22 protein-coding genes are annotated in these 25,751 nt (G+C 74.3%); 11 read left to right on the top strand and 11 right to left on the bottom strand.

The genetic code is table 11. From position 1 onward, the window contains the following. Positions 1 to 179: 179 nt before the first annotated feature. The 5 genes from AUV08_RS05250 to AUV08_RS05230 all read left to right on the top strand — a co-directional run bounded on the left by AUV08_RS05250 (position 180) and on the right by AUV08_RS05230 (position 5,542). Positions 180 to 1,460, top strand: coding sequence for a Glu/Leu/Phe/Val dehydrogenase (locus AUV08_RS05250; protein WP_044659845.1), 1,281 nt, complete (start codon positions 180 to 182; stop codon positions 1,458 to 1,460). 296 nt (positions 1,461 to 1,756) lie between these two features. Further along, positions 1,757 to 2,308 (top strand): YceI family protein, encoded by a 552-nt coding sequence (locus tag AUV08_RS05245; RefSeq protein WP_044659846.1) that lies wholly within the window; start codon positions 1,757 to 1,759, stop codon positions 2,306 to 2,308. A 72-nt stretch (positions 2,309 to 2,380) separates the two neighbouring features. Next, positions 2,381 to 3,106 carry a dienelactone hydrolase family protein gene (locus AUV08_RS05240; RefSeq protein ID WP_061867203.1) on the top strand — a complete coding sequence of 242 codons (726 nt, stop codon included), beginning with the start codon at positions 2,381 to 2,383 and terminating at the stop codon, positions 3,104 to 3,106. A 98-nt stretch (positions 3,107 to 3,204) separates the two neighbouring features. Beyond that, positions 3,205 to 4,098: a hypothetical protein gene (locus AUV08_RS05235; RefSeq protein WP_231862072.1), complete on the top strand. Its 894-nt coding sequence runs from the start codon at positions 3,205 to 3,207 to the stop codon at positions 4,096 to 4,098. A gap of 52 nt (positions 4,099 to 4,150) precedes the next feature. Further along, positions 4,151 to 5,542, top strand: a complete 1,392-nt coding sequence (locus AUV08_RS05230) for an aspartate aminotransferase family protein (protein WP_061867205.1) — start codon at positions 4,151 to 4,153, stop codon at positions 5,540 to 5,542. Positions 5,543 to 5,683: 141 nt separating this feature from the next. Here AUV08_RS05230 and AUV08_RS05225 read toward each other — a convergent pair whose 3' ends face one another. Beyond that, positions 5,684 to 7,021: a uracil-xanthine permease family protein gene (locus AUV08_RS05225; RefSeq protein WP_061867206.1), complete on the bottom strand. Its 1,338-nt coding sequence runs from the start codon at positions 7,019 to 7,021 to the stop codon at positions 5,684 to 5,686. 126 nt (positions 7,022 to 7,147) lie between these two features. Here AUV08_RS05225 and AUV08_RS05220 point away from each other — a divergent pair, with 126 nt between their 5' ends. Further along, a complete protein-coding gene (locus tag AUV08_RS05220; RefSeq protein ID WP_010079702.1) occupies positions 7,148 to 8,068 on the top strand; it encodes a carbohydrate kinase in 921 nt (306 codons plus the stop codon). 103 nt (positions 8,069 to 8,171) lie between these two features. On the opposite strand, the gene AUV08_RS05215 is transcribed toward AUV08_RS05220, so the two are convergent. Then, positions 8,172 to 9,248: a malate dehydrogenase gene (locus AUV08_RS05215; protein ID WP_061867207.1), complete on the bottom strand. Its 1,077-nt coding sequence runs from the start codon at positions 9,246 to 9,248 to the stop codon at positions 8,172 to 8,174. A gap of 73 nt (positions 9,249 to 9,321) precedes the next feature. Here AUV08_RS05215 and AUV08_RS05210 point away from each other — a divergent pair, with 73 nt between their 5' ends. After that, positions 9,322 to 10,170 (top strand): HAD family hydrolase, encoded by an 849-nt coding sequence (locus AUV08_RS05210; RefSeq protein WP_061867208.1) that lies wholly within the window; start codon positions 9,322 to 9,324, stop codon positions 10,168 to 10,170. Positions 10,171 to 10,192: 22 nt separating this feature from the next. Here the strand turns inward: AUV08_RS05210 and AUV08_RS05205 are convergent, their stop codons facing one another. The 6 genes from AUV08_RS05205 to AUV08_RS05180 all read right to left on the bottom strand — a co-directional run bounded on the left by AUV08_RS05205 (position 10,193) and on the right by AUV08_RS05180 (position 16,678). Then, on the bottom strand, positions 10,193 to 10,741 hold the full coding sequence (locus tag AUV08_RS05205; RefSeq protein ID WP_002858225.1) for an NYN domain-containing protein: 549 nt from the start codon (positions 10,739 to 10,741) through the stop codon (positions 10,193 to 10,195). 33 nt (positions 10,742 to 10,774) lie between these two features. After that, positions 10,775 to 11,866, bottom strand: a complete 1,092-nt coding sequence (locus tag AUV08_RS05200) for a hypothetical protein (RefSeq protein ID WP_061867209.1) — start codon at positions 11,864 to 11,866, stop codon at positions 10,775 to 10,777. 22 nt (positions 11,867 to 11,888) lie between these two features. Continuing rightward, positions 11,889 to 13,391 (bottom strand): amino acid permease, encoded by a 1,503-nt coding sequence (locus tag AUV08_RS05195; protein WP_061867210.1) that lies wholly within the window; start codon positions 13,389 to 13,391, stop codon positions 11,889 to 11,891. A gap of 100 nt (positions 13,392 to 13,491) precedes the next feature. Then, on the bottom strand, positions 13,492 to 14,565 hold the full coding sequence (locus AUV08_RS05190; protein ID WP_061873126.1) for a low specificity L-threonine aldolase: 1,074 nt from the start codon (positions 14,563 to 14,565) through the stop codon (positions 13,492 to 13,494). Between the two features lies 1 nt (position 14,566). Then, positions 14,567 to 15,244, bottom strand: coding sequence for an SDR family oxidoreductase (locus AUV08_RS05185; protein WP_061867212.1), 678 nt, complete (start codon positions 15,242 to 15,244; stop codon positions 14,567 to 14,569). A 3-nt stretch (positions 15,245 to 15,247) separates the two neighbouring features. Further along, positions 15,248 to 16,678 (bottom strand): DUF6421 family protein, encoded by a 1,431-nt coding sequence (locus AUV08_RS05180; protein ID WP_061867213.1) that lies wholly within the window; start codon positions 16,676 to 16,678, stop codon positions 15,248 to 15,250. 123 nt (positions 16,679 to 16,801) lie between these two features. Between AUV08_RS05180 and AUV08_RS05175 the strand changes: the two genes are divergently transcribed. Both AUV08_RS05175 and AUV08_RS05170 read left to right on the top strand, forming a co-directional pair. Further along, the gene (locus AUV08_RS05175; RefSeq protein ID WP_061867214.1) at positions 16,802 to 17,260 is read left to right on the top strand and encodes an Lrp/AsnC family transcriptional regulator; all 459 of its coding nucleotides are present in this window, start codon (positions 16,802 to 16,804) and stop codon (positions 17,258 to 17,260) included. A gap of 130 nt (positions 17,261 to 17,390) precedes the next feature. Continuing rightward, entirely contained in the window at positions 17,391 to 18,230 is an 840-nt protein-coding gene (locus AUV08_RS05170) for a glycerophosphodiester phosphodiesterase (RefSeq protein WP_061867215.1), read from the top strand. A gap of 11 nt (positions 18,231 to 18,241) precedes the next feature. On the opposite strand, the gene AUV08_RS05165 is transcribed toward AUV08_RS05170, so the two are convergent. The 3 genes from AUV08_RS05165 to AUV08_RS05155 all read right to left on the bottom strand — a co-directional run bounded on the left by AUV08_RS05165 (position 18,242) and on the right by AUV08_RS05155 (position 22,169). Beyond that, on the bottom strand, positions 18,242 to 19,747 hold the full coding sequence (locus AUV08_RS05165; protein WP_061867219.1) for an aldehyde dehydrogenase family protein: 1,506 nt from the start codon (positions 19,745 to 19,747) through the stop codon (positions 18,242 to 18,244). Positions 19,748 to 19,954: 207 nt separating this feature from the next. Then, positions 19,955 to 21,673, bottom strand: coding sequence for a phosphoglucomutase (alpha-D-glucose-1,6-bisphosphate-dependent) (gene pgm, locus AUV08_RS05160; RefSeq protein WP_061867216.1), 1,719 nt, complete (start codon positions 21,671 to 21,673; stop codon positions 19,955 to 19,957). A gap of 67 nt (positions 21,674 to 21,740) precedes the next feature. Next, positions 21,741 to 22,169 carry a Fur family transcriptional regulator gene (locus tag AUV08_RS05155; RefSeq protein ID WP_061867217.1) on the bottom strand — a complete coding sequence of 143 codons (429 nt, stop codon included), beginning with the start codon at positions 22,167 to 22,169 and terminating at the stop codon, positions 21,741 to 21,743. Between the two features lie 161 nt (positions 22,170 to 22,330). On the opposite strand from AUV08_RS05155, the gene AUV08_RS05150 reads away from it, so the two are divergent. Both AUV08_RS05150 and AUV08_RS05145 read left to right on the top strand, forming a co-directional pair. After that, positions 22,331 to 23,449: a hypothetical protein gene (locus AUV08_RS05150; protein ID WP_061867218.1), complete on the top strand. Its 1,119-nt coding sequence runs from the start codon at positions 22,331 to 22,333 to the stop codon at positions 23,447 to 23,449. Next, on the top strand, positions 23,446 to 25,569 hold the full coding sequence (locus AUV08_RS05145; protein WP_061867220.1) for a PIG-L family deacetylase: 2,124 nt from the start codon (positions 23,446 to 23,448) through the stop codon (positions 25,567 to 25,569). Before AUV08_RS05150 ends, AUV08_RS05145 begins: the two co-directional genes overlap by 4 nt. The last annotated feature ends 182 nt before the right edge of the window (positions 25,570 to 25,751 follow it).

Here is a 25,751-nt window from a genome sequence, read left to right as displayed (position 1 = left end):
ACCGTGTCCGACGTCACCCGGGTGGGCGTGGATCTCGGCTCAGAAGGGGTGACGGGTGCGGGGGGAGCGCGTAGCGTTCATCGGGGTCCGGACGACGTCGGCCGCGCAATGGGGCGCGGCCCTCCGCGCGTCGGTCGGGCCGCGACACATCCCTGCCCACCGGACCACGAGGACGCTCAATGACGAGGATCCCCGCCGAGGACGAGGCCGTGACGGCCCCGTCCTCCCCGCTCGACAACGCCCTGGCCCAGCTCTCCGCCGCCGTGAAGACGCTCGGCTACGACGAGGGCCTGCACCAGATGCTCGCCGCCCCCCGCCGCGAGATGGCCGTCTCCATCCCCCTGCGCCGCGACGACGGCTCCACCGAGGTGCTCCGCGGCTACCGCGTGCAGCACAACTTCTCCCGCGGCCCGGCCAAGGGCGGCGTGCGCTTCAGCCTGGACGTGGACCTGGACGAGGTCCGCGCACTGGCCATGTGGATGACCTGGAAGTGCGCCCTGCTGGACGTGCCCTACGGCGGCGCCAAGGGCGGGGTGACCATCGACCCGCGCCAGTACTCGAAGGCCGAGCTCGAGCGCGTCACCCGTCGCTACACCTCCGAGATCCAGCCGATCATCGGCCCCGAGGTGGACATCCCCGCCCCGGACGTGGGCACGGACGAGCAGACCATGGCCTGGATGATGGACACCTACTCGGTGAACGTCGGCCACACCACGCTCGGCGTGGTCACCGGCAAGCCCGTCTCGCTCGGCGGCTCGCTGGGCCGCGCCTCCGCCACCTCGGCGGGCGTGGTCTACGTGGCGCTCGCCGCGCTCGAGCACCTCGGCATCGAGCCGTCGCGGGCGACGGCCGCGGTCCAGGGCTTCGGCAAGGTCGGCGCCGGCACGGTCGAGCTGCTCGAGGCGGCCGGAGTGAAGGTCGTGGCCGTGTCGGACCAGTACGGCGCCGTGCGCGACGACGAGGGCCTGCACTACGACGCCCTGCAGAGGCAGCTCTGGGACACCGGCTCCGTGAAGGACACCCCCGGCACCGCGCCCATGGACGCGGACGAGCTGCTCGAGATGGACGTGGACCTCGTGGTCCCGGCCGCCGTGCAGTCCGTGCTGACCGAGGAGAACGCCCCGCGCGTGCGCGCCCGGCTGGTCGTGGAGGGCGCCAACGGCCCCACCACGGGCGAGGCCGACCGCATCCTCGAGGAGAAGGGCGTCCTGGTCGTCCCGGACATCCTGGCCAACGCCGGCGGCGTGATCGTCTCCTACTTCGAGTGGGTCCAGGCGAACCAGGCCTACTGGTGGAGCCGCGAGGAGGTGGACGAGCGCCTGAAGCGGCGCATGGTCGCCGCATGGAAGGCGGTGCTGGCCACCTCCGAGAGCCGCCGCGTGAGCCTGCGCGAGGCCGCCACCCTGACCGCTGTCCAGCGCGTGGCCGAGGCCCACCGCACCCGCGGCCTCTACCCGTGACGGGGGGCGGCCCCGCCGCCTGACCCCGTCCGGCCGCCCGAGCGCGGCCCCGCTGCCCGACCGCGGGCCGACGGCCCGGAACCCCGGAGGTTCCGGGCCGTCGTCGTGGGCGGACGCGGCCTGATGTGCCCCCGGACCGTGACCTCCGTCTCTATTTCGAATTTTGACGATCAAGCGTGGACGGCCTGCCCGGATGATGTTTGAATTTGAAACAAGTTCGGAGGCCCAGGAGCCATCGCCGCCGCGGCGGCCCACCCCGGACACACCAGACAGACCCGCTTCAGAAGGAGCACCCCATGAACGCCATCACCACCGGAACCTGGAATCTCGACGCCGCCCACTCGGACGTCGACTTCGTCGTCCGCCACGCGGGCATCTCCAAGGTGCGCGGCACCTTCCACGCCGTGGAGGGCCAGCTCGTCATCGCCGAGCAGTTCGCCCAGTCCTCCGTGGACGTGACCGTCGACGTCGCCTCCATCAGCACCAAGAACGAGGGCCGCGACGGCCACCTGCGCTCCGCCGATTTCTTCGACGTGGAGCAGTTCCCCACCATGACCTTCCGCTCCACCGAGGTCCGCGGCGAGCCCGAGGAGTTCACCCTGGTCGGGGAGCTGACGCTGCACGGCGTCACCCGGACCGTGGAGCTTGAGGCCGAGTTCGGCGGCCAGGACAAGGATCCCTTCGGCGCGACCCGCGTGGGCTTCGAGGCCACCGGCGAGATCTCCCGCAAGGACTTCGGTCTGACCTGGAACGCCGCCACCGAGGCCGGCGGCGTCCTGGTCTCGGACAAGGTGAAGCTCGAGATCGGCGCCGCCTTCGTGCTGTCCGAGGCCGACGCCCAGGCCTGAGCCTGAGTCGACCTCGCGCGTCGAGACCGGGTCCCTCGATGAGGGGCCCGGTCTCCTCATAGGGTGGGGCCCATGATGGCTTCGAAGACCCCGCACCAGAACGTCACGTTCGACCTGCCCACCAAGGACGCCGGCCAGGACGGCGACCGGACGGGCCACGGCTACCTCGCGCTGCCCGCCTCCGGGAAGGGCCCCGGCGTGATCGTGATCCAGGAGTGGTGGGGCCTGGTGGACCACATCAAGGATGTGTGCGACCGCCTCGCCGACCTCGGCTTCGTCGCGCTCGCCCCCGACCTCTACGGAGGCTGGATCGCCCACGACGGCGACGAGGCCGGCGAGATGATGCAGAACCTGCCCGCCGAGGAGGGGGCCCGCCAGCTGGCCGGCGCCGTCGACTGGCTGCTCGCCCGGGACGAGGTGACCTCGCAGACCGTGGGCGCGATCGGCTTCTGCATGGGCGGCGGCTTCGTGCTCGCCCTCGCGGCCCAGCAGGGCGACAAGGTCTCCGCCGCCGTGCCCTTCTACGGCGTGGGCCAGGGCGTGCCCGGCGACTTCTCCGGCGTCACCGCCGCCGTCCAGGGCCACTACGCCGAGCAGGACGACTCCTTCCCCGTCGAGGACGCGCGGGAGCAGGAGCAGCAGATCCGTGAGGAGTCCGGGGCCGACGTCGAGTACTTCTACTACGACGCCCCGCACGCCTTCCACAACGACGAGAACCCCCAGGGCAACTACCGGCCCGAGGCCGCGGCCCTCGCCTGGGACCGCGCCGTCTCCTTCCTGAAGGAGAAGGTCCGCTGAGCGGCTCCCGTGGCGGCCGGGGCGGGAAGTCCCGCGCGAGCAGGGGCGGCCCCGCCCGGTCCACCCGCTCCGGCGGCGGGCGCGGCGTGGCCAAGGGCGTGAAGCCTGCGGGCCGCGCCGGGGGCGAGGGCCGGCGTCGTCCCGCGCCCGCGCCACCGGCCGACCTGCCCGTCCCGCCCGAGACCCTCTTCCTGGCCACCATCCCCGGGGCCACGCCGTCCACGTGGGTGGAGCGGTTCACCACGCGCCAGCGCACGGTGCAGCTCGTCAACCACGACGACGCGGCCCAGCTGGCCCACCTCGCCCACGACGCCGCCGGTCAGCCCCGCCACTTCCTGCCGCAGCTGGGCTACGTGCGGCGCCGACGCGACGTGCCCGTCGAGGAGTTCCTGCGCGCCGGCGGCGTCGACCCGCGGCACGTGCACCTCGTGGGCGTCTACTCCGAGCTGCCGGTGGTGTGCGTGGGCAGGGACCACCTGCTCGCCGCGTGGGACGTGGACGCGGACGGCCCGGTGCCGCCCGCCGAGCTCGACCCGGACGAGGAGCTGGATCCCGCCCGCTTCGCCCCGGCCCCCAGCCCGGAGCCGATGGACGCCGCCGAGCTGCCCGGCGCGGGCGAGCGGATGGCCCTGGAGATCGCCGCGTCCGGCGCCGGCCACGTCGTGCTGCCGATGTCCGTGGCCCGCATGTTCGGCCGCAAGGACGTGATCGTGCTGCCGCTGGCCTCCACCCTCGACGACACCGTGGGCCTGTCCCGCGCCGACCGCGAGGCCGCCGCCACGCGGTCCGCGCTCGCGGACGAGCAGGCGCGGGCCGAGGCGGAGGCGGGCGCCGCCGTCGTCGACGGGGCGGATCCCGCGGGCCACGGCGACGACGACGCCCGCCACCCCGGCTGGGACGTCGCCCTGGCCTGGCTCAAGGCGGCCGACTCGGAGCTCGTGCAGGCGTTCGTGGGGGTGGCGCGCGGGCGGCGGGGCGCCAGCTCGCGCTGAGGGCGGGCGCGCCTATGCTCGGAATGACCCGCATCACACTCAAGGAGGGCGCATGTCCGAGCATCAGCAGCACGTCGGCCGCCGGGACCCCCGGATCAGCGACGAGGCCATCGAGCGGGGCCGCCGCGCCCACGAGCTCGACCGCGCGCACGTGTTCCACTCGTGGAGCGCGCAGCGCGACCTGAATCCCATGACCATCCTCGATGCCGAGGGGTCGTGGGTGTGGGACGGCGAGGGTCGGCCCATGGTCGACTTCAGCGGGCAGCTCGTCTTCACGAACGTCGGCCACCGCCATCCGAAGATCGTGGCCGCGATCCGCGAGCAGGCCGAGACGCTGGCCACCGTGGCCCCGCAGCACGTCAACGACGCCCGGTCCGAGGCGGCCCGGCTGATCACGGAGCGGCTGCCGGAGTCCATCAACCACGTGTTCTTCACGAACGCGGGCGCAGAGGCCAACGAGCACGCGGTGCGGATGGCACGCCTGCACACGGGCCGGCACAAGGTGCTCTCCGCGTACCTCTCGTACCACGGCGCCACGCGCCTGACGGCGAACCTGACCGGCTCCCTGCGGCGCGTGGGCTCGGACTCGGCGTCCGACGGCGTCGTGCACTTCCAGCCCGCGTACACGTACCGCTCCGCGTTCGGCTCGGAGAGCGACGAGCAGGAGGCCGAGCGCGCGCTGGCCCACCTGCGCGACGTGATCGAACTCGAGGGCCCCTCCACCGTGGCCGCCGTGATCCTCGAGGCCGTCCCCGGCACCGCGGGCATCTTCCTGCCGCCGCCCGGCTACATGGCCGGCGTCAAGGAGCTGTGCCGCGAGCACGGGATCCTGCTGATCATCGACGAGGTCATGGTCGGCTTCGGCCGCGTGGGCGAGTGGTTCGGCCACCAGCTCACGGGCGTCACCCCGGACATCGTCACGTTCGCCAAGGGGGTCAACTCCGGGTACGTGCCGCTGGGCGGCGTCGCCATGAGCGACGACGTCTACGAGAGCTTCGCGACCACGCCCTACCCCGGCGGCCTGACCTACTCGGGCCACCCCCTCGCGTGCGCGGCCGCCGTCGCCGCGATCACCGCGATGGAGGAGGAGGGCATGGTCGCCCACGCGAAGCGCATCGGCGAGGAGGTCATCGGGCCGCGCCTGGCCGAGATCGCCGCGGCCCACCCGAGCGTGGGCGACGTGCGCGGCGCCGGCGCGTTCTGGGCCGTCGAGCTGGTGAAGGACCGGCAGACCCGGGAGCGGCTGGCCCCGCTCGGTCAGGTCGCGCCCGTGATGGGGCGGATGATGGCCGAGGCCAAGGACCGCGGGCTGTTGCTGTTCATGGCCGAGAACCGGTTCCACCTGTGCCCGCCGCTGAACATCTCGGACGAGGACCTGCGCTTCGGCCTCGACGTGCTCGACCAGGTCCTCGCCCTCGCCGACGAGGAGGTCGCGGCCGGCTGACGGGACCCGCCCCCCAGCCCCGCCCGGCCCCGCGCAGCCGACCCCCCGCGTTTTCGAACGTGAAAGGGGGGTTCTGAGCGCTTTCGGTCGTGGGATCGGCCCTACCTCACGACCGAAAGTGCGCGTGGCGCGGGATCGGGGTCAGCCGAGCCGGCCGGCCTCCGAGGCCTCGAACTGCTCCTCGTCCTCGGGCACCGGCTCGGTGCCGCGGGCGCGGGCGATCGTCGTCATGAGGTGGTACACCACCAGGGCGGCGACCGTGCCGAGCGTGATGCCGCCGAACACGAGTCCGCCGACCACGAGCTGGGGGTCGGCGATCGCGATGATCAGGCCCGCACCCGCCGTCATGAGGTTCACGGTGTTGGAGAAGTCCACGCGGTTCTGCACCCAGATGCGCACGCCCATCATGCCGATCATCCCGTAGAGGATGATGCCCGCGCCGCCGGCCACCCCGGCCGGGATGGTGGCGACGGCGGCCCCGAACTTCGGCAGGAACGCGAGGGCGATCGCGGTCAGGCCGGCCACCCAGTACGCCGCCGTCGAGTAGACGCGCGAGCTGGCCATCACGCCGATGTTCTCCGCATACGTGGTGGTGCCGACGCCGCCGCCCGCGCCGGAGAGCATGGTCGACAGGCCGTCCGCGATCAGGGCACGGCCGGTGAGCGGGTCCAGGTCGCGCTTGGTCATCAGCCCGACGGTCCTGACATGGCCGATGTTCTCCGCGACCAGCACGAGCACGACGGGCAGGAACAGGGGCAGCAGGTCCCAGCGCAGCTCCGGGCCGTGGAAGGGCGGCAGCCCGATCCAGGCGGCCTCCCCGACGGCGGCGAAGTCCACCTGGCCCTGCGCGAGGGCCAGCACGTAGCCCACCACGATGCCCACGAGGATGGACAGGCGGCCCAGGAGCCCCCGGAACGTCACGGCCGTGAGCACCACCGCCAGGGCCGTGCCGAACGTGGTGACCGGCACCTCCTGCATGGCCGTCGTCGTGGCGCCGGCGAGGTTGAGGCCGATCAGGGCCACGATCGTGCCCATCACCGCCGGCGGCATGAGCGCGTGGATCCAGCCGGTGCCGGCGCGGTGCACGATCACGCCGATCACCGTGAGCAGCAGGCCCGTCACGAGGATGCCGCCGAGCGCGGCCCCCGTGCCGCCGATCGTGGCGGCGGCCGTCAGCGGTGCGATGAACGCGAACGAGCTGCCCAGGTACGAGGGCAGGCGGTTGCCCGTGATGACCAGGAAGAGCAGGGTGCCGAGGCCGGAGAAGAGCAGCGCCGTCGTCGCGGGCATGCCGGTCAGGGCGGGCACGAGCACGGTGGCACCGAACATGGCCATCACGTGCTGCACGCCGATGCCCACGGTCCGCGGCCAGCTCAGCCGCTCGTCCGGGGCGACGACGGTGCCCGGGGTGATGGTGCGGCCGTCGCCGTGGAGGCGCCAGCCGGGGCCGCGCGAGGGCCGGGTGGGGGTGGGGGACATGGCCGCCTGCCGAGGGGTCGGGGATGGGGGTGTCGGGCGTTTCTCGGGGGCCTGGAAGCCTGAGCACAGCCCCGGTTCCGCGCCGGTGATTAGGGTACCGTGGGGCGCGTGGCTCAGTACTGTGGTGTGATCGGAGAGGCGCTCGTCGACGTCGTGGTCTCGGACACCGCGACCCCCCGCGTGCACGTCGGGGGCAGCCCCCTGAACGTGGCCGTGGGCCTGAGTCGGCTGGAGCGGCCCGTCCTGTTCGCCGGCCGCCTCGGCCGCGATGCGCACGGGGACATGATCGCCTCGCATCTGCGGGAGAACGGCGTGCGCTGCCTGCTCGAGCCGGATGCCGCCGCCACCTCCGTGGCCACCGCCCGCCTGGACCCCACGGGCGCCGCCAGCTATGAGTTCGAGCTGGACTGGACGCTGCCGCCCGCCGCCGCGCTCGCCCGGGACTTCGACGACGCCGCCGGCGGCCCGCTGCACCACATGCATGCCGGCTCCATCGCCACCATGCTCGCCCCCGGCGACGCCGAGGTGATGGCCCTGCTCGAGCGGATCTCCGCGGTCACGACCATCAGCTACGACCCCAACGTGCGGCCCACGATCGTGCCGGACCGGGCGTTCGCCCGCGCCCGCGCGGAGGAGTCCGTGCGGCTGGCGGACGTGGTTCACGCCTCGGACGAGGACATCGCGTGGCTGTACCCGGACCGCCCGCTGCGCGAGTCGCTGCAGGCGTGGCAGCAGATGGGCCCGGCGTTCGTGGTGATGACCCGCGGCGCCGAGGACATCGTGGCCGTCACCGCGCACGGCGTGGTGGAGCGCCCGATCGTGCCCGTGGACGTCGCGGACACCGTGGGCGCCGGTGACTCGTTCACCGCCGCCCTGCTCGCCGCCCTCGACGACCGCTCCCTGCTCGGCGCCGCGAACCGCGGCCGCCTGCACGCGATGGACCCGGCCGACGTCGAGTCGGTGCTGATCTACGCCTCCCGCGCGTCGGCGATCACGGCTTCCCGCCCGGGGGCGGACCCGCCCACGCGGGCCGAGCTGGCGGACTGATCCCACGCCCGCCCGTCCCCGCACGAATCTGTTGCGCATCCGACCCTTCCGGCGGGCGGGGACGCCCCCAGAAGGGTCAGAGACGCAGAAGATCCCGGTCGCCTCAGAGCAGGCCCAGCCCTCGCACGGCGTCGCGCTCGGCCTCCAGCTCGGCGACGGTCGCAGCCAGCCGCCCGCCCTCACCCGGCAGCACGGACTCGTCCGGCTCCAGCCCCGGCACGATCCGCCACGCGGTGCCGCCGTCGGACGTCACGGGGAACGAGCTGATCAGCCCCTCCGGCACCCCGTAGGAGCCGTCCGAGACCACCGCGGCCGACGTCCGGCGCGGCGCCCCGTCCGCGTCCGCACCGGTGCCGAGGGTCCAGTCGCGCATGTGGTCGATCGCCGCGGATGCCGCCGACGCCGCCGAACTCGCCCCGCGCACCTCGATGATCTCCGCGCCCCGCTTCGCCACGCGCGGCACGAACTCCTCGCCCGCCCACGCCGGATCCACCACCTCGAGCGCCGGCCGCCACGTCCCGTCCACCCGCACGCGGGCGTGGGTGAGGTCCGGGAACTGGGTCGCGGAGTGGTTGCCCCAGATCGTCACACCGGCCACGTCCGTCACCGCGACGCCGGCCCGCGCCGCCAGCTGCGCCACGGCCCGGTTGTGGTCCAGCCGGGTCAGCGCCGTGAAGCGCTCGGCCGGCACGTCCGGGGCGTGGGCGGCGGCGATCAGCGCGTTGGTGTTGGCCGGGTTCCCGACGACGACGACCCGCACGTCCTCCGCCGCGTGGTCGTTGATCGCCCGGCCCTGAGGGCCGAAGATCCCCCCGTTCGCCTCGAGCAGGTCGCCCCGCTCCATGCCCTTCGTGCGCGGCCGCGCGCCGACGAGCAGCGCGTGCTGGACCCCGTCGAAGGCGCGGGCCGGGTCGTCCGTGACCTCCACGTCGGCCAGCAGCGGGAAGGCCGCGTCGGCGAGCTCCATGGCGGTGCCCTCCGCGGCGCCCAGGGCGGCCGGGATCTCGAGCAGGCGCAGCCGGACCGGGGTGTCCGGGCCGAGCATCCCGCCGGCGGCGATGCGGAAGAGCAGCGCGTAGCCGATGTTGCCGGCGGCGCCGGTGACGGTGACCGTGCGGGGCGTCGTCGACGCGGGGTCCGGGGCGGTGTCCTGTGCGGTGGTCTGCTGTGCGGTGTCCACGCCCCCATCGTGCCCCCGCTCGCCCGCGGAGGACACCCCGGCCCGCCGCACGGCCCCGGCCTAGACTGAGCGCATGCCCGCCCTGCCCCTGCCCTCGCGCCGTCCGCGGATGATCGCGACGGACCTGGACGGCACCATCATCGGGTACCGGCACACGCGGTCGGGGCGCCTGAGCCCGCGCACCATCACGGCGCTGCGGGACGCCCACGACGCCGGCGTCGAGGTGGTGTTCGTGACCGGCCGTCCCCTCCGCTGGCTCGGCCCGCTGAGCGCGCAGCTCGGCCCCGTCGGACCGGTGATCTGCTCCAACGGCGCCGTCCTCGTGGACACCGCCACGGACGACGTCCTGATCGCCCACCCCATGCCCGTCGAGGCCGTGTGGACAGCCACGGACCGGCTGCGCGCCCTGGACCGCACCGTGTCCTTCGGCGCCGAGACCCTCGAGGGCTTCTTCTGGGAGCACGCGTTCTCCGAGCGCGCCGAGTTCCGGGCCGAGGTCCACGCGGCGGCCACGCTCGAGGCCGCGCTGCCGGGTCGGCTGGGCGTGGTGAAGCTGCTGGCCCGCTCGGACACCCTGGCCCCGGACGCCTTCCTCGCCGCGGCCCGCGCCGAGCTGGACGAGCTCGTGAGTGCCACGCACTCCGCGCCCGGCATCGCGCTCGTGGAGATGTCCGCCCCGGGCGTGCACAAGGCCGCGACCCTCGCCGAGTTCGCCGCGAGCCGGGGGGTCGCGCCGGTCGACGTCGTCGCGTTCGGGGACATGCCCAACGACCTGGAGATGCTCCAGTGGGCTGGTCTCGGCCTGGCCGTGGCCTCGGGCCATCCGTCGCTGCTGGCCGCGGCGGACGGCGTGGTCGGGGCGTGCGACGACGACGGGGTGGCCGCCACCGTCGAACGCCTGCTGGAGCTGCCCACGGACTGAGCCGCGGGCCACCCCCGGCGGGTCAGAGGAACTCGTACGGGTCGAACGCCTCGACGTCGATCACGCGCAGGCGCGGCAGGGACGAGTCGAACGCGCCCACCGCGTGCTCCAGGTCGAAGAACTCGACCCCGGGGATGCGGCGCAGCTCGTGGGAGAGGAACTCCTCGAAGCCCATGATCCCGGTGCGTCGGCCCGGCGTGGCCGCGAGGTCGGTGAGCTGGGGGGCGAAGTCGGCGTCGTGGCTGACGAGGACGACGTCGTCCTCCCGGCCCAGCAGCGCCTCCGCGGTGCGCTGGATGCCGATGTCCACGACCTTGCCCTCGCCCCGCAGCATGATCGGCTGGAAGCCGAGGGCGGTGAGCGCCTGGACGAACGGGATGGGGATCTCACCGTCGATGGCGAGGAAGAACAGGCCCTTGACCGGCTGGTCCCAGCGGTCCTCGAGGTAGCCGAGCAGGCGCTTCCAGCGTGGCCGCTCGTCGGGCTGGGGGCGCCGCTGCAGGATGGACGTGCCGAGGGTGGCGTCGATGTTCTCGCCGTCGATCAGCAGGTAGGTGGTTCGCTCGCTCACGCTCTCGAGGCTACCCGCTGGGGTGGACGTCGGTCAGCGCGCGCGGTCGAACGGGGCCGTCAGCAGGCGGACGACGCCCTCCAGCGGCCCCGCGCGGAACGGGCCGATACGCACGACGGCCCGCCACAGCAGCGGCAGCAGCAGCGCGCCGGCCACCAGCACGGCCAGGTTGAACCACGTGTCGTCCGTGCCCGTGGCGCTGCGCCACGGCCCGGGTCCGAGCCCCCGCACCCAGCCGAGGTACCACAGGTGCGCCACGTACACGGACAGCGTCATCGCGCCGGGCACGGCCAGCAGCCCGGCCCACCGCGGCGCCAGGGCCGCGCACCCGCCGAGCACGATCAGCACGAGGCCCGTGTCCAGCAGGGCCTCCGCCGGGGTCGCCGTGTAGGGCACGGGGGCGGCGCCGGTCCGTGTCCGGGACAGGGCGAGCACGACGCCGGCCAGCGCGATCCCCCCGGCCGCCCAGGCGAGTCCCGTGAGCCGTGCGCTCCGGGCCGGGGCCGCCGTCGTCGTGCCGTGGACGGTGGCGACCAGCACCGCCCCCAGCAGCGCCCACGCGAGGAACAGGGGGAGGCGGTACGGGCCGTCCGTGAGGAACGCGGAGACCCACGGGGTCAGCGTCGCGCGGCTCAGCCCGAGCGCCTGCGCGGCGGGGACGAGCCGGTCGACGACGTCGGCCGTCGGTGTGGCGGCGAGCAGGAGGCCGCCTCCGCCGGCCAGGACGGCGAGCACGAGGTGCGCGGCGAGGGGGAGGGCGGCCAGCAGTGCCATGAGCACCGTGAGCACAGCCAGGTGCGCCAGCACGTTCACGACGGCCGCCCCGAAGAGCCCGGTCAGCCACGCCGCCCCGCACAGGGCGGCCGCCCGCACAAGCGCGCGGGGCACGGCCCGGCCACGGCCCAGCCACTCCGCCTCGAGGCGCGCGCCCACGCCCACGAGCGCCGCGAACAGGGGCGCGGTGAGGTGCTCGGAGAGGTGGAGCACCCCACCCGGGCCGCCGGCGGGCGCCGTGTGGGCGACCATCATCGCGACCAGGGCCAGGCCGCGCGCGACGTCCACCCAGACCAGGCGGCCCCGGGCGGTGTGGGTGGCGGCGGGAGCGTGGGAGGAGGGGGCGGGCACGGCGACCTCCGAGGTGGGGGACTCAGTCCAGGACGCGGGTGAGGTCGGCGTCCTCGTAGCGGACCGGCTTCGAGCCGGTGACGAGCTTGTGGCCGAGCCACAGCGCGAGGAACAGGGGCAGGCCGATGTACGCGCTGGCCACGGCCACGAGGTCCACGTCGCCCATGAACGCCTGGTAGTTCTGGCCGAGGATCACGACGGCGCACATGACCAGCGCGACGATCGGGCCCAGGGGGAACAGGAAGGCGCGGTAGGGCAGGTCCTTCGGGTCGTGGCCCTGCGCGACGTAGGCCCGCCGGAACCGGTAGTGGCTCCAGGCGATGCCCATCCACACGATGAACCCGGCCAGGCCCGAGGCGGAGACGAGCCACACGTAGGCGGCGCCGTCCCCGATGAACGTGGTCAGGAAGCACGCCGCGCCCACCGCGGTGGTGGCGTAGAGGGCGTTCATGGGCACGCCGCGCCGGTTCACCTTCGCCAGGAAGCGCGGGGCCTTGCCGGAGTCGGCCAGGGCCCAGAGCATGCGGGTGGAGGCGTACAGGCCCGAGTTGCCCGCGGAGAGGATGGCCGTGAGGATCACGGCGTTCATCACGGAGGCGGCGGCGAGCACGCCCGCGTTCTCGAAGACGAGCGTGAACGGGGAGATCGAGATGTCCTCGACGTCGCTGCCCAGCAGGTGGGGGCTGGTGTAGGGGATGAGGAAGCCGACGACGGTGATCGCGCCGACGTAGAAGAGCAGGATGCGCACGAACACGGTGCGGATCGCCTTGGGCACGTTCTTCTCCGGGTCCTCGGCCTCGCCCGCGGCCACGCCGACCAGCTCGGTGCCCTGGAAGGAGAAGCCGGCCACCATGAAGATCGCCAGGATGCCGGCGCCGCCGCCCACGAAGGGGGCCTCGCCGTCCGTCCAGTTGTGGAAGCCGGGGGAGGAGCCGCCGAGGATGCCGACGATCATCAGGACGCCGAGCACCAGGAAGATCACCACCGTGGCGACCTTGATGAGCGAGAACCAGAACTCGCTCTCGCCGTAGGCGCGCGTGGAGAGGGCGTTGAGGCCGAAGAGCAGCGCGAGGAAGATCGCGGACCAGATCCACGAGGGCACGTCCGGGAGCCAGTACCGCATGATCAGGGCCGCCGCGACGAGCTCGGCGGCCACCGTGATCGCCCAGTTGTACCAGTAGTTCCAGCCGATGGCGAAGCCGAACGAGGGGCTCACGAAGCGGGTCGAGTACTCCTCGAACGCGCCGGAGACCGGCAGGTACGTGGACATCTCGCCGAGCGACTGCATCAGCAGGAACACCATGAAGCCGATGGCCACATAGGCCACGAGGGCGCCACCGGGGCCGGCGGTCGCGATGGTGTTGCCCGAGGCCACGAACAGGCCCGTGCCGATGGCGCCGCCCATCGCGATCATCGTCAGGTGCCGGGACTTGAGGGTGCGTTGCAGGGAGCCGCCCTCATGGGTGGCGTGGGCGGCGGAGGCGCGCGGCGTCGACGGGGACGTCCGGGGTGCGCTGGTGTCCACGGTGGCCTTTCGGTGGAGGAGCGGTCGGACGCGCGTCGAAGGCCGCGGCGTCCCACCCTGCTGCACGGTGGTAGAAGGGTATCCCGGCCGGGCGCGTCCGTCAGACGGCGGGGACGAGTTCGGCGCGCAGCGCCGCCGTGAACGCGTCCACGTCCTCCTCGGTCGTGTCGAAGCCGCACACCCAGCGCACCTCGCGGCGCGCCGCGTCCCAGTCGTAGAACCGGAAGCGGGCGCGCAGCCGGTCGGCCACGCCCTCGGGCAGGACGGCGAACACGGCGTTGGCGTCCGTGGCCTGCGTGAACTCGACGCCGGCCAGCGAGCCGTCGGCGACCCCCGCCTCGATGCCGGCGCGCAGCCGGGCGGCCATGGCGTTGGCGTGGCGGGCGGAGCGCAGGTACAGGTCGCCGTCGAACAGGGCGAGCAGCTGCGCCGAGATGAAGCGCATCTTCGAGGCCAGCTGCATCTGGTTCTTGCGCAGGTACACGAGGCCGTCCGCGGCGTCCGGGTCGAGCACGACGACGGCCTCGGCCAGCAGCGCCCCGTTCTTGGTGCCGCCGAGGGAGAGCACGTCCACGCCGACGTCGGTGGTGAAGGCGCGCAGCGGCAGGCCCAGGGAGGCCGCGGCATTGGCGATGCGGGCGCCGTCCATGTAGACGCGCATCCCGTGCTCGTGGGCGTAGTCCGTGATGGCCTTGACCTCGTCCGGGGTGTAGACCGTGCCGAGCTCGGTGGACTGGGTGAGGTAGACGACCAGGGGCTGGGCGCGGTGCTCGTCACCCCAGCCCCAGGCCTCGGCGGCGATCAGCTCGGGGGTGAGCTTGCCGTCGTCGGTGGCCACGGGCAGCAGCTTGATGCCGGCGGACTTCTCGGGCGCGCCGCCCTCGTCCACGTGGATGTGCGCGGTGTCCGCGCAGATCACCGCGCCCCAGCGGGGCAGCATGGCCTGGAGCCCGACGACGTTCGCCCCGGTGCCGTTGAACATCGGCCACACGGTGGCGTCCTCGCCGAAGTGCTGGGCCACGACCTCCTGGAGGCGGGCCGTGTACACGTCCTCGCCGTAGGCGACCTGGTGGCCCCCGTTGGCCTCGGCGATCGCCGCGAGCACCTCCGGGTGGACGCCGGAGTAGTTGTCCGAGGCGAAGCCCCGCTCCTGCGGATCGTGGATCCTCTGCATGTCAGTCCGTTCCCTTCTCCTGGAGCGTGAGGACGGCGTCGTTCAGCGCGCCCGCCTCAGCCTCCCACAGTCGCGTGTACTCCTCGGCCAGCCGTGCCTCGAGCCCGGCGAGGGAGGTCACGCGGAACACGACGGCCGCCGAGCGCAGCGGGGTCCCCGCGTCCCGGGCGGCCTTGGCCCAGCCCTGCGCCACCGCGCGGGTCCATGCCTCGCTCGCCGCCTTCACCGCGGCGTAGTTCGCACCGCCGGCGAGCGGCCGGGTCACCGCCGTGGACGAGACGATCGCGAGGCGACCGGCGGACGAGGCCCGCAGGTCGTCGTCGAGGGCCCGGCTCACGTGCCGCAGCGCCGTGAACGAGGCCTCGAGGGCGCGGTAGTCCTCCTCGGTCTGGCCGGCGAGGCCCCCGCCGCCGCGCCAGCCGCCCACCAGGTGGAGCAGGCCGTCGATCCGGGTGCCGCGGGCGTGCAGGTCCTCGACGAGGCCGCGGACGGCGGTCTCGTCCGTGAGGTCCAGGGCCGCGGTCTCGGCGCCGAGTTCGGCGAGGGGGGCGAGCTTCGCGGCGTCGCGCCCGGTCGCGACGACGTGCGCGCCGGCGTCGAGGAGGGTGCGGGCGGCGGCCCGGCCCGAGGCGCTCGTGGCGCCCGCGATCAGGACGGCGCGGTCGGTCAGGGCGGCCACGGGTCAGGCGTCCGTGCCGCGGATCCCGGCGGTGGACTCGATGACGCCGCGCATCTTCTTCTCGAGGGCCTCGAAGAACATGGACAGCGGGAACTCGTCGTCGAGCACGAGGTCGGTGTAGCCCTTGGGTGGGCCGGCGAGCACCTCGCGCGGCAGGCCCTGCGCCCACACGGAGGCCGGGTGCGGGGTGACCACGGAGGCGACGAGCTCGTAGGCCTGGAGCCAGTGCACGGTCTTGGGGCGGTCGATGGACTCCCAGTAGAGCGTGTCGATGGCGTCGCCCAGCTCGACGACGGCGTCGGCGAGCCGGTCCCAGTCCACGCTGAGCTCGACGTCGCGCCACTGGATCACGTCCTTGCGGTGCAGCCAGGCGAAGAGCAGCTGGCCGCCGAGGCCGTCGTAGTTGCGGACGCGGGAGCCGGTGAGGGCGAAGCGGAAGACCCGGTCGAAGAGGACGGCGTGCTGCACGAGCCCGGCGTGGCGGCGGGTCTGCTCCTCGAGCGCGGTGAGCTGCTCGCCGGCGGCGGCGCGCGCCGTGAGGCGGCGCTCGATCGCCACGCACTCGCGGAAGGCGGTCATGTCGCAGCGCATCTCCTCGAGCGTGTAGAGGAAGAAGGGCATGCGCTGCTTGATCATGAACGGGTCGAAGGGCAGGTCGCCGCGCATGTGCGTGCGGTCGTGGATGAGGTCCCACATCACGAAGGTGCCCTCGGCGAGCTCCTGGCTGGAGAGCAGTTCGGCGAGCTCGGCCGGGAGCTCGAGCTGGGTGACCTCGGCGGCGGCGGTGACGACCCGACGGAAGCGGGCGGCCTCGCGGTCCTGGAAGATGGCGCCCCACGTGAAGGTGGGGATCTCGCGCATGGCCACGGTCTCGGGGAAGAGCACCGCCGAGTTCGTGTCGTAGCCGGGGGTGAAGTCGATCAGGCGCAGGGAGACGAAGAGGCGGTTGCCATAGTCGCCGGCCTCGAGCTCGGCGATGAACTCGGGCCAGATGGTCTCGACGATCAGGGCCTCCACGTGCCGGTCGGGGGAGCCGTTCTGCGTGTACATCGGGAAGACCATGAGGTGCCGGACGCCGTCGACGCGGTGCTCCTGCGGCTGGAAGGCGACGAGGGAGTCCAGGAAGTCGGGTTCGGCGAAGCCGCCGTCAGCCCAGCGCGCGAAGTCGCGGGGCAGGGCGGCGAGGTAGGCGGCGTCGTGCGGGAAGAGCGGGGCGAGCTCCTCGACGGCGGCGACGATGGTCTCCACGTGCTCGCGCGCGGCGGCGTGGTCCGCCGGGTCCGGGATGGAGCCGTCCTTGACCTGCAGAGGCTGCAGGGCGGTGGCGGCGGCCTTGAGGCGGAGCCAGGCCGGGTGGGTCTCGACGGTGCGCGCGTCGGCCGGGGCCTCCGAGGCAACGCCGTCGGTCCGGGCGGGCTGCAGAGTGGTGGACATGGAACCTTCCTGAGGTCGAATCGCCGGAAAATATCCGGTGATGCGGATCACTTGCCGGAAGGGTTCCATGAGGGCATGGGGCTGTCAACCCGGCGGCCGGGGCCGGCTGATAGCGTGCGGCGCATGGACGACCCTGTCGACGGGCGGCTTGCGGCCGCCGTCTCCCATGACCCGCGCGCCACGCTCGCCCAGCTCTCCGAGCGGGTCGGCCTCTCGACCTCCGCCGTGCAGGCGCGCCTGCGCCGGCTCGAGAGCACGGGCGTCATCACGGGCTACCGTGCGCTGCTCGACCCCGAGGCCGTGGGCAGGCCGCTCTCCGCGTTCATCGAGATCAGCCCGCTGGACCCGCGCCAGCCCGACGACGCCCCCGAGCTCCTCGAGTCCATCGCGGCGATCGAGGCGTGCCACTCCGTGGCCGGCGACGCCGCGTACATGCTCTTCGTGCGCGTGGGCTCACCGCGCGAGCTCGAGGCCCTCGTGACGGAGATCCGACAGACGGCGTCGGTGTCCACCCGGACCATCGTGGTGCTGCAGACCTTCTACGAGCACCGTCCCATGCTGGAGCTCCCGGTCGAGGACTGAGGGCGGGCGCTTCGGCCCCTCCGGTCACGCGAGAGGTCGGAATGAGGGCGGATCTGACGCTCATTCCGACCTCTCGCGTTCCCGGCTGCGGCAGTGAGTACCCCACCGCCCGTCCCGCTACGGTGATCCCGTGCGTCCGACCTCGCCCCGTCCCGCCCCCGCCTACCTCACCGACTCCGTCCCCGCCCGTCGCGGCCACCCGCTGGGGTTCGCCCACCGGGGCGCCGCCGTCGACCGGGAGAACTCCCTGGCCGCGTTCGTGGACGCCCACGCCGCCGGATTCACCTACCTCGAGCTGGACGTGCGCACCACGGCGGACGGCGAGCTCGTCGTGTTCCACGACGAGACCCTGGACCGCGTCAGCACGGGCCGCGGCCGGCTGCGCGACCACACGTGGGAGCGGCTGGCGGACGTCACGGTCGGCGGGGAGCCGCTGCTGCGCTTCACCGAACTGCTCACGGCGCTCCCCGAGGCGCGCCTCAACGTGGACCTCAAGGACCGCGCGTCGGCCCCGGCCCTGGCCCGCATCCTCGCCGAGCACGGCGCGTGGGACCGCGTGCTCGTCGCCTCGTTCCACGACTCGCGGCGCCGCCTCTTCCGGCGCGCCCTCGCCCGCCTCGGCCACCCCGAGCGGGCGTACGGGCCGGAGCGGGTGGCGACGTCGGGCGGGGCGGCCGCCATCGCGGCGCTCGTGACGCTGGGCCCGCTGGGACTGACCCGCTGGCTGCGCCGGTGCGCCCTCGACGTCGACTGCGTGCAGGTGCCCGTCCGGCACGGCCGCGTGCCCGTGGCCACCGCCGACTTCGTGCGGCGGTGCCACGCGGCGGGCCTGCCGGTGCACGTGTGGGTCGTGGACGAGCCCGCGGAGATCGAGCGCCTGCTCGACCTCGGCGTCGACGGCGTCATGACCGACCGCGCCGACGTCCTCGCTGAGGTCTACGCCCGACGCGGCTTCTGGCCGCAGCGCTGATCCCCGCCCCCTCAGAGCATCTTCGGCAGCAGCGCCCGCTTCATCCGCCCGTACGGCGGGTACGCGGTCTTGAGCGTGTCCACCTGGTCCGACTTCGTGATGGACGGGCGCAGGTGGGAGAACGTCTCGAACCCGTGGATGCCGTGGTACGCGCCCATCCCGGACGCGCCGATCCCGCCGAACGGCAGCGTCGCGATGCCGGCGTGCAGCAGGCCGACGTCGTAGCCGAGGCCGCCGGCCTGCACCTGGTCGTCGAACGCGCGGTGGTAGCTCGGCCGGTCCGTGAAGAGGTAGGCGGCCAGCGGGTGCGGGCGCTCCGCGATGAAGTCCAGGGCGTCCTGGAAGGTGTCCACGGTCAGCACGGGCAGGATCGGGCCGAACAGCTCCTCCTGCATGAGCGCGCCGTCGGGCCGCACGCCCGTCACCACGGTCGGCGCCATGTACCGTCCTGCCACATCCACGTCGCCGCCGACGAGCAGCTCGGCGCCGGCGTCGAGGTCCGTCTGGAGCATCTCCCGCAGCCGCTCCGCGTGCTCGGCGGAGATGAGCCGGCCGTAGTCCTTCGACGCGCGGGGGTCGTCGCCGTAGAACTCGCGCAGGGTTGCGGGGAGCTCGGCGGTCACCTGGCGCAGCGCGGCCTCGCCGACGGCCAGCACGTAGTCCGGGGCCACGCACGTCTGGCCCGCGTTGGTGAACTTCGCCCACGCGATGCGGCGGGCCATCGCTCCCGTGTTCCGCGACGGCGTCACCACCGCCGGCGACTTGCCGCCCAGCTCGAGCGTCACGGGGGAGAGGGTCTTCGCCGCCGCCTCGTAGACGATCCGGCCCACGCGCTCCCCGCCGGTGTAGAGGATGTGGTCCCACGGCTCCGCCAGCAGCGCGGTGTTGCACTCCTTGCCGCCCGCCACCACGGAGACCAGCGCGGAGTCCAGGTACTGCGGCACCAGCTCCCGCAGCGCCGCCGCCGTGGCCGGGGCCTTCTCCGACGGGCTGAGCACCACCGTGTTGCCGGCCGCCAGCGCACCCACGACCGGGGCGAGCGCGAGCTGCACCGGGTAGTTCCACGCGCCGATGACCAGCACGAGACCCTTGGGCCGCGGCCTGACCTCCGCGCTCGCGGGCCGCAGGGCCAGCGGCAGCTTCACGGGCCGCGGCTCCATCCAGTCGGTCAGGTGCAGCAGCGCGTGGTCCACCTCGGAGCGCACCGAGACGATCTCCGTGATCAGCGCCTCGGTGGCCGGCTTGCCCAGGTCCGTGCCGAGCGCCGCGACGAACCGGTCCGCGTGCTCGGTCAGCATCCGCTTCAGGCCCTTGAGCTGGCGCACCCGCACCGCGCGCGGGTGGGCGGCGCGGGAGCGGGCGGCGGCGCGCAGCCGCTCGACGGCGGCCCGCGGCTCCTCGGGTCGGGGCCCGGCCGGCGCGATCGGCAGGGCCTCGGTGGGCAACGGCTCGCGGACCGGATCGTCGGCGGGGGAGTCGGGGGAGTCGGTGGTCAGGCCGGGGGGCTGCGTGCTCATGCCGGCCACGCTACCGAGCGGCCCTGTGCGGCGGCAGGGCGGGGCGCCGTCGTCGTCCTCCGGCCGCTGGTGCCGCCCCGACGGGCGCCACGGCGTTTTCGTTCGGGAAACGGCGCACGCGCCCCGCTGTTTCCCGAACGAAAGCGGTGCGACACGCCGCCGTTTCCCGAACGAAAGCGGACGGGGGGAGGGGAGATGGGGCGGGGGTCAGCCGATGACCGCGTCCACCAGCCGCTGCGCCTCCGCCTGCACCTGCGTCAGGTGCTCGGGGCCGCGGAAGGACTCCGCGTAGATCTTGTAGACGTCCTCGGTGCCGGAGGGCCGCGCCGCGAACCACGCGTGCTGCGTCACCACCTTGAGCCCGCCGATCGGGGCGTCGTTGCCCGGGGCGTTGGTCAGCGTCGCGAGGATGGTCTCGCCGGCCAGCTCGGTCACGGGGACGTCGTCGGGGGAGAGGGTCTTCAGCTTCGCCTTCTGCTCGGCGGTCGCGGGGGCGTCGATGCGCGCGTACGCCGGGTCGCCGTGCAGGGCCACGAGGTCGCGGTACCGCTCGGACGGGGACTGGCCCGTCGCGGCGATGATCTCCGCGGCCAGAAGGCACAGCAGCAGCCCGTCCTTGTCCGTGGACCACGGGCTGCCGTCGAACTGCACGAAGGACGCGCCCGCGGACTCCTCGCCGCCGAACACGCCGGTGCCCGTCAGCAGGCCCGGCACGAACCACTTGAAGCCCACCGGCACCTCCACGAGCTCGCGGCCCAGGTCCCCGGCCACGCGGTCGATCATCGAGGAGCTCACCAGGGTCTTGCCCACGCCCGCGCTCTGGGGCCACTGCTCGCGGTGGCGGTACAGGTAGTCGATGGCCACCGCGAGGTAGTGGTTCGGGTTCATCAGCCCGCCGTCGGGGGTGACGATCCCGTGCCGGTCCGCGTCGGCGTCGTTGCCGGTGGCGACGTCGAAGGGCGCCTGCCCGTCCGCGTCCGGGGTCATCCGCTCGATCAGCGAGGCCATCGCGTTCGGCGACGAGCAGTCCATGCGGATCTTGCCGTCCCAGTCCAGGGTCATGAACCCGAACCGCGGGTCCACCTCCGGGTTCACCACGGTCAGATCCAGCCCGTGGCGGTCGGCGATCTCGCCCCAGTAGGCCACGGACGCCCCTCCCATGGGGTCGGCGCCGATGCGCACGCCCGCCTCTCGGATCGCCTCCACGTCGATCACCTGCGGCAGATCGGACACGTACCGGTCCAGGAAGTCGAAGCCGCCCAGCTTCGCGTGGCCGGCGACGTCGGCGCTCGCTACCCGGTGCACGCCCGCCAGCCCGGCGGCGAGCAGCTCGTTGGCGCGGTCGGCGATCCACGTGGTCGCCTCGGTGTCCGCGGGGCCGCCGTGGGGCGGGTTGTACTTGAAGCCGCCGTCCGCGGGCGGGTTGTGCGAGGGGGTGATCACGAGGCCGTCCACGAGGCCGGCGTTGTCCCCGTCCACCGCAAAGCCCGACGGCGACAGCTCGCGCCCGGCGTTCAGGTGCAGGATCGCGTGGGACACGGCGGGGGTGGGCGTGTAGCCGCCGCGGGAGTCGACGAGCACCTCGACGTCGTTGCCGAGCAGCACCTCGACGGCGGTCTCCTGCGCGGGCCCGGACAGGGCGTGCGTGTCCTTGCCGACGAGGACCGGCCCCGTGATCCCGTGGTGCGCGCGATACTCGACCACGGCCTGCGTGATGGCGGCGATGTGGTCGTCGTTGAACGAGGTCGTGAACGCGGAGCCGCGGTGGCCGGAGGTGCCGAACACGACCTTCTGCGCCGGGTCCGTCACGTCCGGGTGACCGGTGCGGTACGCCTCCAGGAGGGCGTCGACGTCGATCAGGTCCTGCGGCAGGGCGGGGGTGCCGGGACGCTCGGAGGGGGGCAGGGCGGCGGTGTTCTCGGTCATGTGCCACACCTTGGCACGGGCGGGCGGACGGGGGAAGACGCGCGGCCCAGCGGGACGACGCCGGCGGTCACCCTCGGCAGCCGGCGCACAGCCCCCAGTAGTAGACCTCGGCCTCGTCGACCGCGAAGCCGTGGTCCTCGGGGGCGTCGAGGCACGGGGCGGAGCCGGTGCGGCACGGCACGTCCACGACCGTGCCGCAGCCGCGGCACACGAGGTGGTGGTGGTTGTCGCCCGTGCAGATCTCGTAGCGGGCCGGGGAGCCGGCGGGCTGCAGGGAGCGCACGAGCCCGGCCTCGGTGAGCGCGTGGAGGCAGTCGTAGACGGCCTGGTGCGAGGTGCCGGGCAGGGCCCGACGCACGGCGGCCAGCACGGTGGACGCGTCCGCGTGGGGGTGGTCGGCGAGGGCGGTCAGCACCGCGAGGCGGGGCCGGGTCACGCGCAGGCCGACGCCGCGCAGCAGCGTGCGCTCGTCCTCGTCCCGCGTCGTGGTCTCCATGCCAGTCGATCCCATCCGGTTCTCTGGAACATGTCAAGAAAGAGCGGGCCGCTTCGCCCCCGGCGCACCGGCCATTCCCCGCCGTCCCCGTGCTGACTACGGTGAATCCTCGACCCCGGGGCGCACCGGCCCGGGCGCCGTCGACGAGGAGGTCCCCACCCATGGCCCAGCCCGAGCCCGTCCGTCTCGTCCCGGGTGGAGCCGTGGACCGCCCGGCCGAGCAGGCCCTCCTCGCGGCCGCCGCGGCCTGCGGCGGCGACGTCGACGCGATGGTCGAGCTGCTCCGTGCGGCGTCCGGCGCCGCGTCCGACGACGACGCCGCCCCGCTCGACCTGCCGCTGACCGGCGCGGGGCGCACCCGGGAGCAGTGGGAGCTGCTCGCCTCCGTCGCCGCGCAGGACCTCTCGGCCGCCCGCGTGCTCGAGCCCCATCTGGACGCGCTCTCAATCCTGTCCCAGGCCGGCGTCCCCGCCCCGGCCGGGTTGCTCGGCGTCTACGCCTCCGAGTCCGGCGGCCGCACCCCCGCCCTGCGCCCCGTCCCGGACGGCCCCGACACCGCCTGGCTGCTCGACGGCGAGAAGCCGTGGTGCTCGCTCGCAGACCGGTGCGCGGCCGCCGTCGTCACCGGCCGGGAGGCGGACGGCACCCGCCGTGCCGTGCTCGTGGACCTGTCCCACCCCGGCGTGGCCGAGACCGACTCGGCCTGGCCCGCGCTCGGCCTCGCCCCGATCCGCACGGTGGGCCTGGCCTTCGACGCCGTCCCCGGCAACGCCGTCGGCGGCGCCGAGTGGTACCTGCGCCGGCCCGGCTTCGCGTGGGGCGGCATCGGCGTGGCGGCGGTGTGGTTCGGCGGCGCCGTCGGCATCGCCCGCACCCTGCGGAACGCCACCGCCGCCCGCGCGGCCGCCGAGGCCGAGGGCCGCGGACCGGGCCCGGACCAGATCGGCCAGGCCGCGCTCGGCCGCGTCGACCGGCTGCTCCATGCGATGGCCGCCCTGCTCGCCCGTGCCGCCGACGACGTGGACGCCGGCCGCCTGGACCACGGCCGCGGCATGGTCGAGGCCGACCGGATCCGCGGCACCGTGGCGCAGCTGTGCACCGAGGTGATGGACGTCGTCGGGCAGGCCACCGGCCCCGGCCCGCTCACCGGCAGCGCCGCGCACGCCCGCGCCGTGGCCGACCTGCAGGTCTACCTGCGCCAGCACCATGGACACCGCGACGACGCCCGGCTGGGCGCCGCGCTCCTGACCGGCGAGACCGACGGCGGCTGGACGTGGTGAGCTTCTCCCACACCGACGACGGCACGTCCGAGGCGGCCTGGGCCGAGGGCGGCGTCGGTGAGCTGCCGGAGCTGCGCCTGCCCGTCTGGGACGCGCAGACGCTGCTGCTCGTGGCCGTGGCGCACCCGGACGACGAGACCCTCGCCGCCACCGGCCTGATCCGCTCCGCCCTGCGCGACGGGGCACGCGTGCACGTGCTGGTCGCCACCGCCGGCGAGGCCTCCCACCCGCACTCGCCCACGCACACGCCCGAGGACCTGGTCCGGCTGCGCCGGGACGAGATGGAGCACGCCCTCGACGCCCTCGCCGCCGGCCTGCCCGCCTCCGCAGGCCCCGGCTCTCCGGCGCGGGACCGGCTGACGTGGGCGTCCCTGGCCCTGCCCGACTCCGGCGTGGCCGAGCACGAGGACGCCGTGCGCGACGCCGTCGCCGCGGCCCTCGACGCCCACCCCGGCCCCGCCGTGCTCGCCTCCCACGACCCGGGCGACGGCCACGCGGACCACGAGGCCGTGGGCCGGGCCGTCGGCGCGGTCGCGGGCGAGTGCGACCTGCCGCTCTACGCCTTCCCCATCTGGTTCTGGCACTGGGCCGACCCGGCCGACCTGCCCGCCCGCCGCTACCGACGGCTGCCGCTCACCGACGACGACCGTGCCGCCCGCCGTGCCGCCCTCGACGCGCACGCCTCCCAGGTCCGGCCCCTCTCCGCCGCGCCCGGCGACGAGGCGATCCTGGGCCCCGCCGTGCTCGCCCACCACGAGCGCCCGTTCGAGGCCCACCGCGTCTCCGGCCCCGACGACGCCGACGCCCACCGGGCCGCCGCCGTCTTCGATCGGCTCTACCGGGCCCAGGAGGACCCGTGGCGCTACCTCAGCTCGTCCTACGAGGCCCGCAAGCGGGCGCTCACCCTCGCCGCCCTGCCCCGGCCCCGCTACGGGACCGTGGTCGAGGCGGGCGCGTCCATCGGCGTGCTCACCGCGGACGTGGCCGCGCGCGCGGACCGCGTGGTCGGCCTCGAGGCGTCCTCCACCGCCGTCGAGCGCGCCGCCGCCCGGCTGGCCGGCGCGCCGCACGCCGAGGTGCGCCGAGCCGTGCTGCCCGCGGACTGGCCGGCCGACGTCGCCGGCGCGGACCTCGTGATCGCCTCCGAGATTGGCTACTTCCTGCAGCCCGAGGAGCTCGACGCGCTGATCGACGACGCCGACGCCGCGCTCGCCCCCGGCGGCGAGCTGCTGCTGTGCCACTGGCGCCACCCCATCGAGGGCTGGCCGCTGGACGGGGACGCCGTGCACGCGCGCGTCGCCGCCGACCCGCGCTGGCGGCTGCGCACCGAGCTCGTGGAGGACGACTTCCGGCTCAGCCTCCACGTGCGGGCCGCCGCCGCGACCCACGCCGTCGTCGTGGTGCCCGCCAAGGACGAGCAGGAGCGGCTGCCGGCCGCGCTCGCGGCCCTCACCGCCGCCCTGGACCGCTGGGAGGAGCACCACGCGCAGGGCACGGCCGCGGTCGTGGTCGCCGCGGACCGCTGCGACGACGCCACGGTGGCCGCCGCCCTCGAGGCCCGCGCCGCCGACCCGCGCATCCACGTCCTCGAACTGGGGGAGCCGACCGCCGGGCAGGCCGGCGTCGGGCGGGCCCGCGCGGAGGGTGCGCGCCGGGCCCGCGCGCTGTTCCCCGACGTGCCCGCCGAGCGCCTCTGGCTCGCCTCCACCGACGCGGACAGCCGCGTCCCCGCCGACTGGCTGCTGGCGCAGACCGTGGCCGCCGGCCGCGACGAGGCGCTCGTGCTGGGCACGGTGGACGTGCGCCAGGGGCCGCTGCGGCAGGCCTGGCTCCGCGGCTACCGGCACGAGGAGGGGCACGCGCACGTGCACGGGGCGAACCTGGGGCTGCCGTGGTCGCTGTACGAGGCCGTGGGCGGGTTCCCGCCGGTGGCCGAGCACGAGGACGTCGGCCTGGCCGCGGCGGTGCGGGCCCTGGCGGGGGAGCGCGACGGCGGTGACGGCCGCCGGGTGCGCGTGATCGCCACCGACACCACCCGCGTGCTCACCTCGTCCCGCCTGGAGGGGCGGACCCCCGGCGGGTTCTCCGGGCACCTCAAGGCCGTGGGCCGGCCCGGGTGAGGCCGGCCGTGGAACAGGGGGTGCGGGTCCGGGCCGGGTCCGGGGGCACCGCCTAGATGTTGTGGGTCATGAGGTTCTTGACATGGGTACCGGGCTGAGATGAGACGAGTGGGCCTCTCCCGCAGGATGGAAGTTCCTACACCACCGACCTGCCCGAGAAGACCCACTCATGACTCACGCTA

Source organism: Micrococcus sp. CH7, assembly GCF_001595485.1.
Lineage (GTDB): Bacteria > Actinomycetota > Actinomycetes > Actinomycetales > Micrococcaceae > Micrococcus > Micrococcus luteus.
Note: the sequence above shows the minus strand (reverse complement) of the source record. Positions and strands in the feature narration are given on the sequence as shown.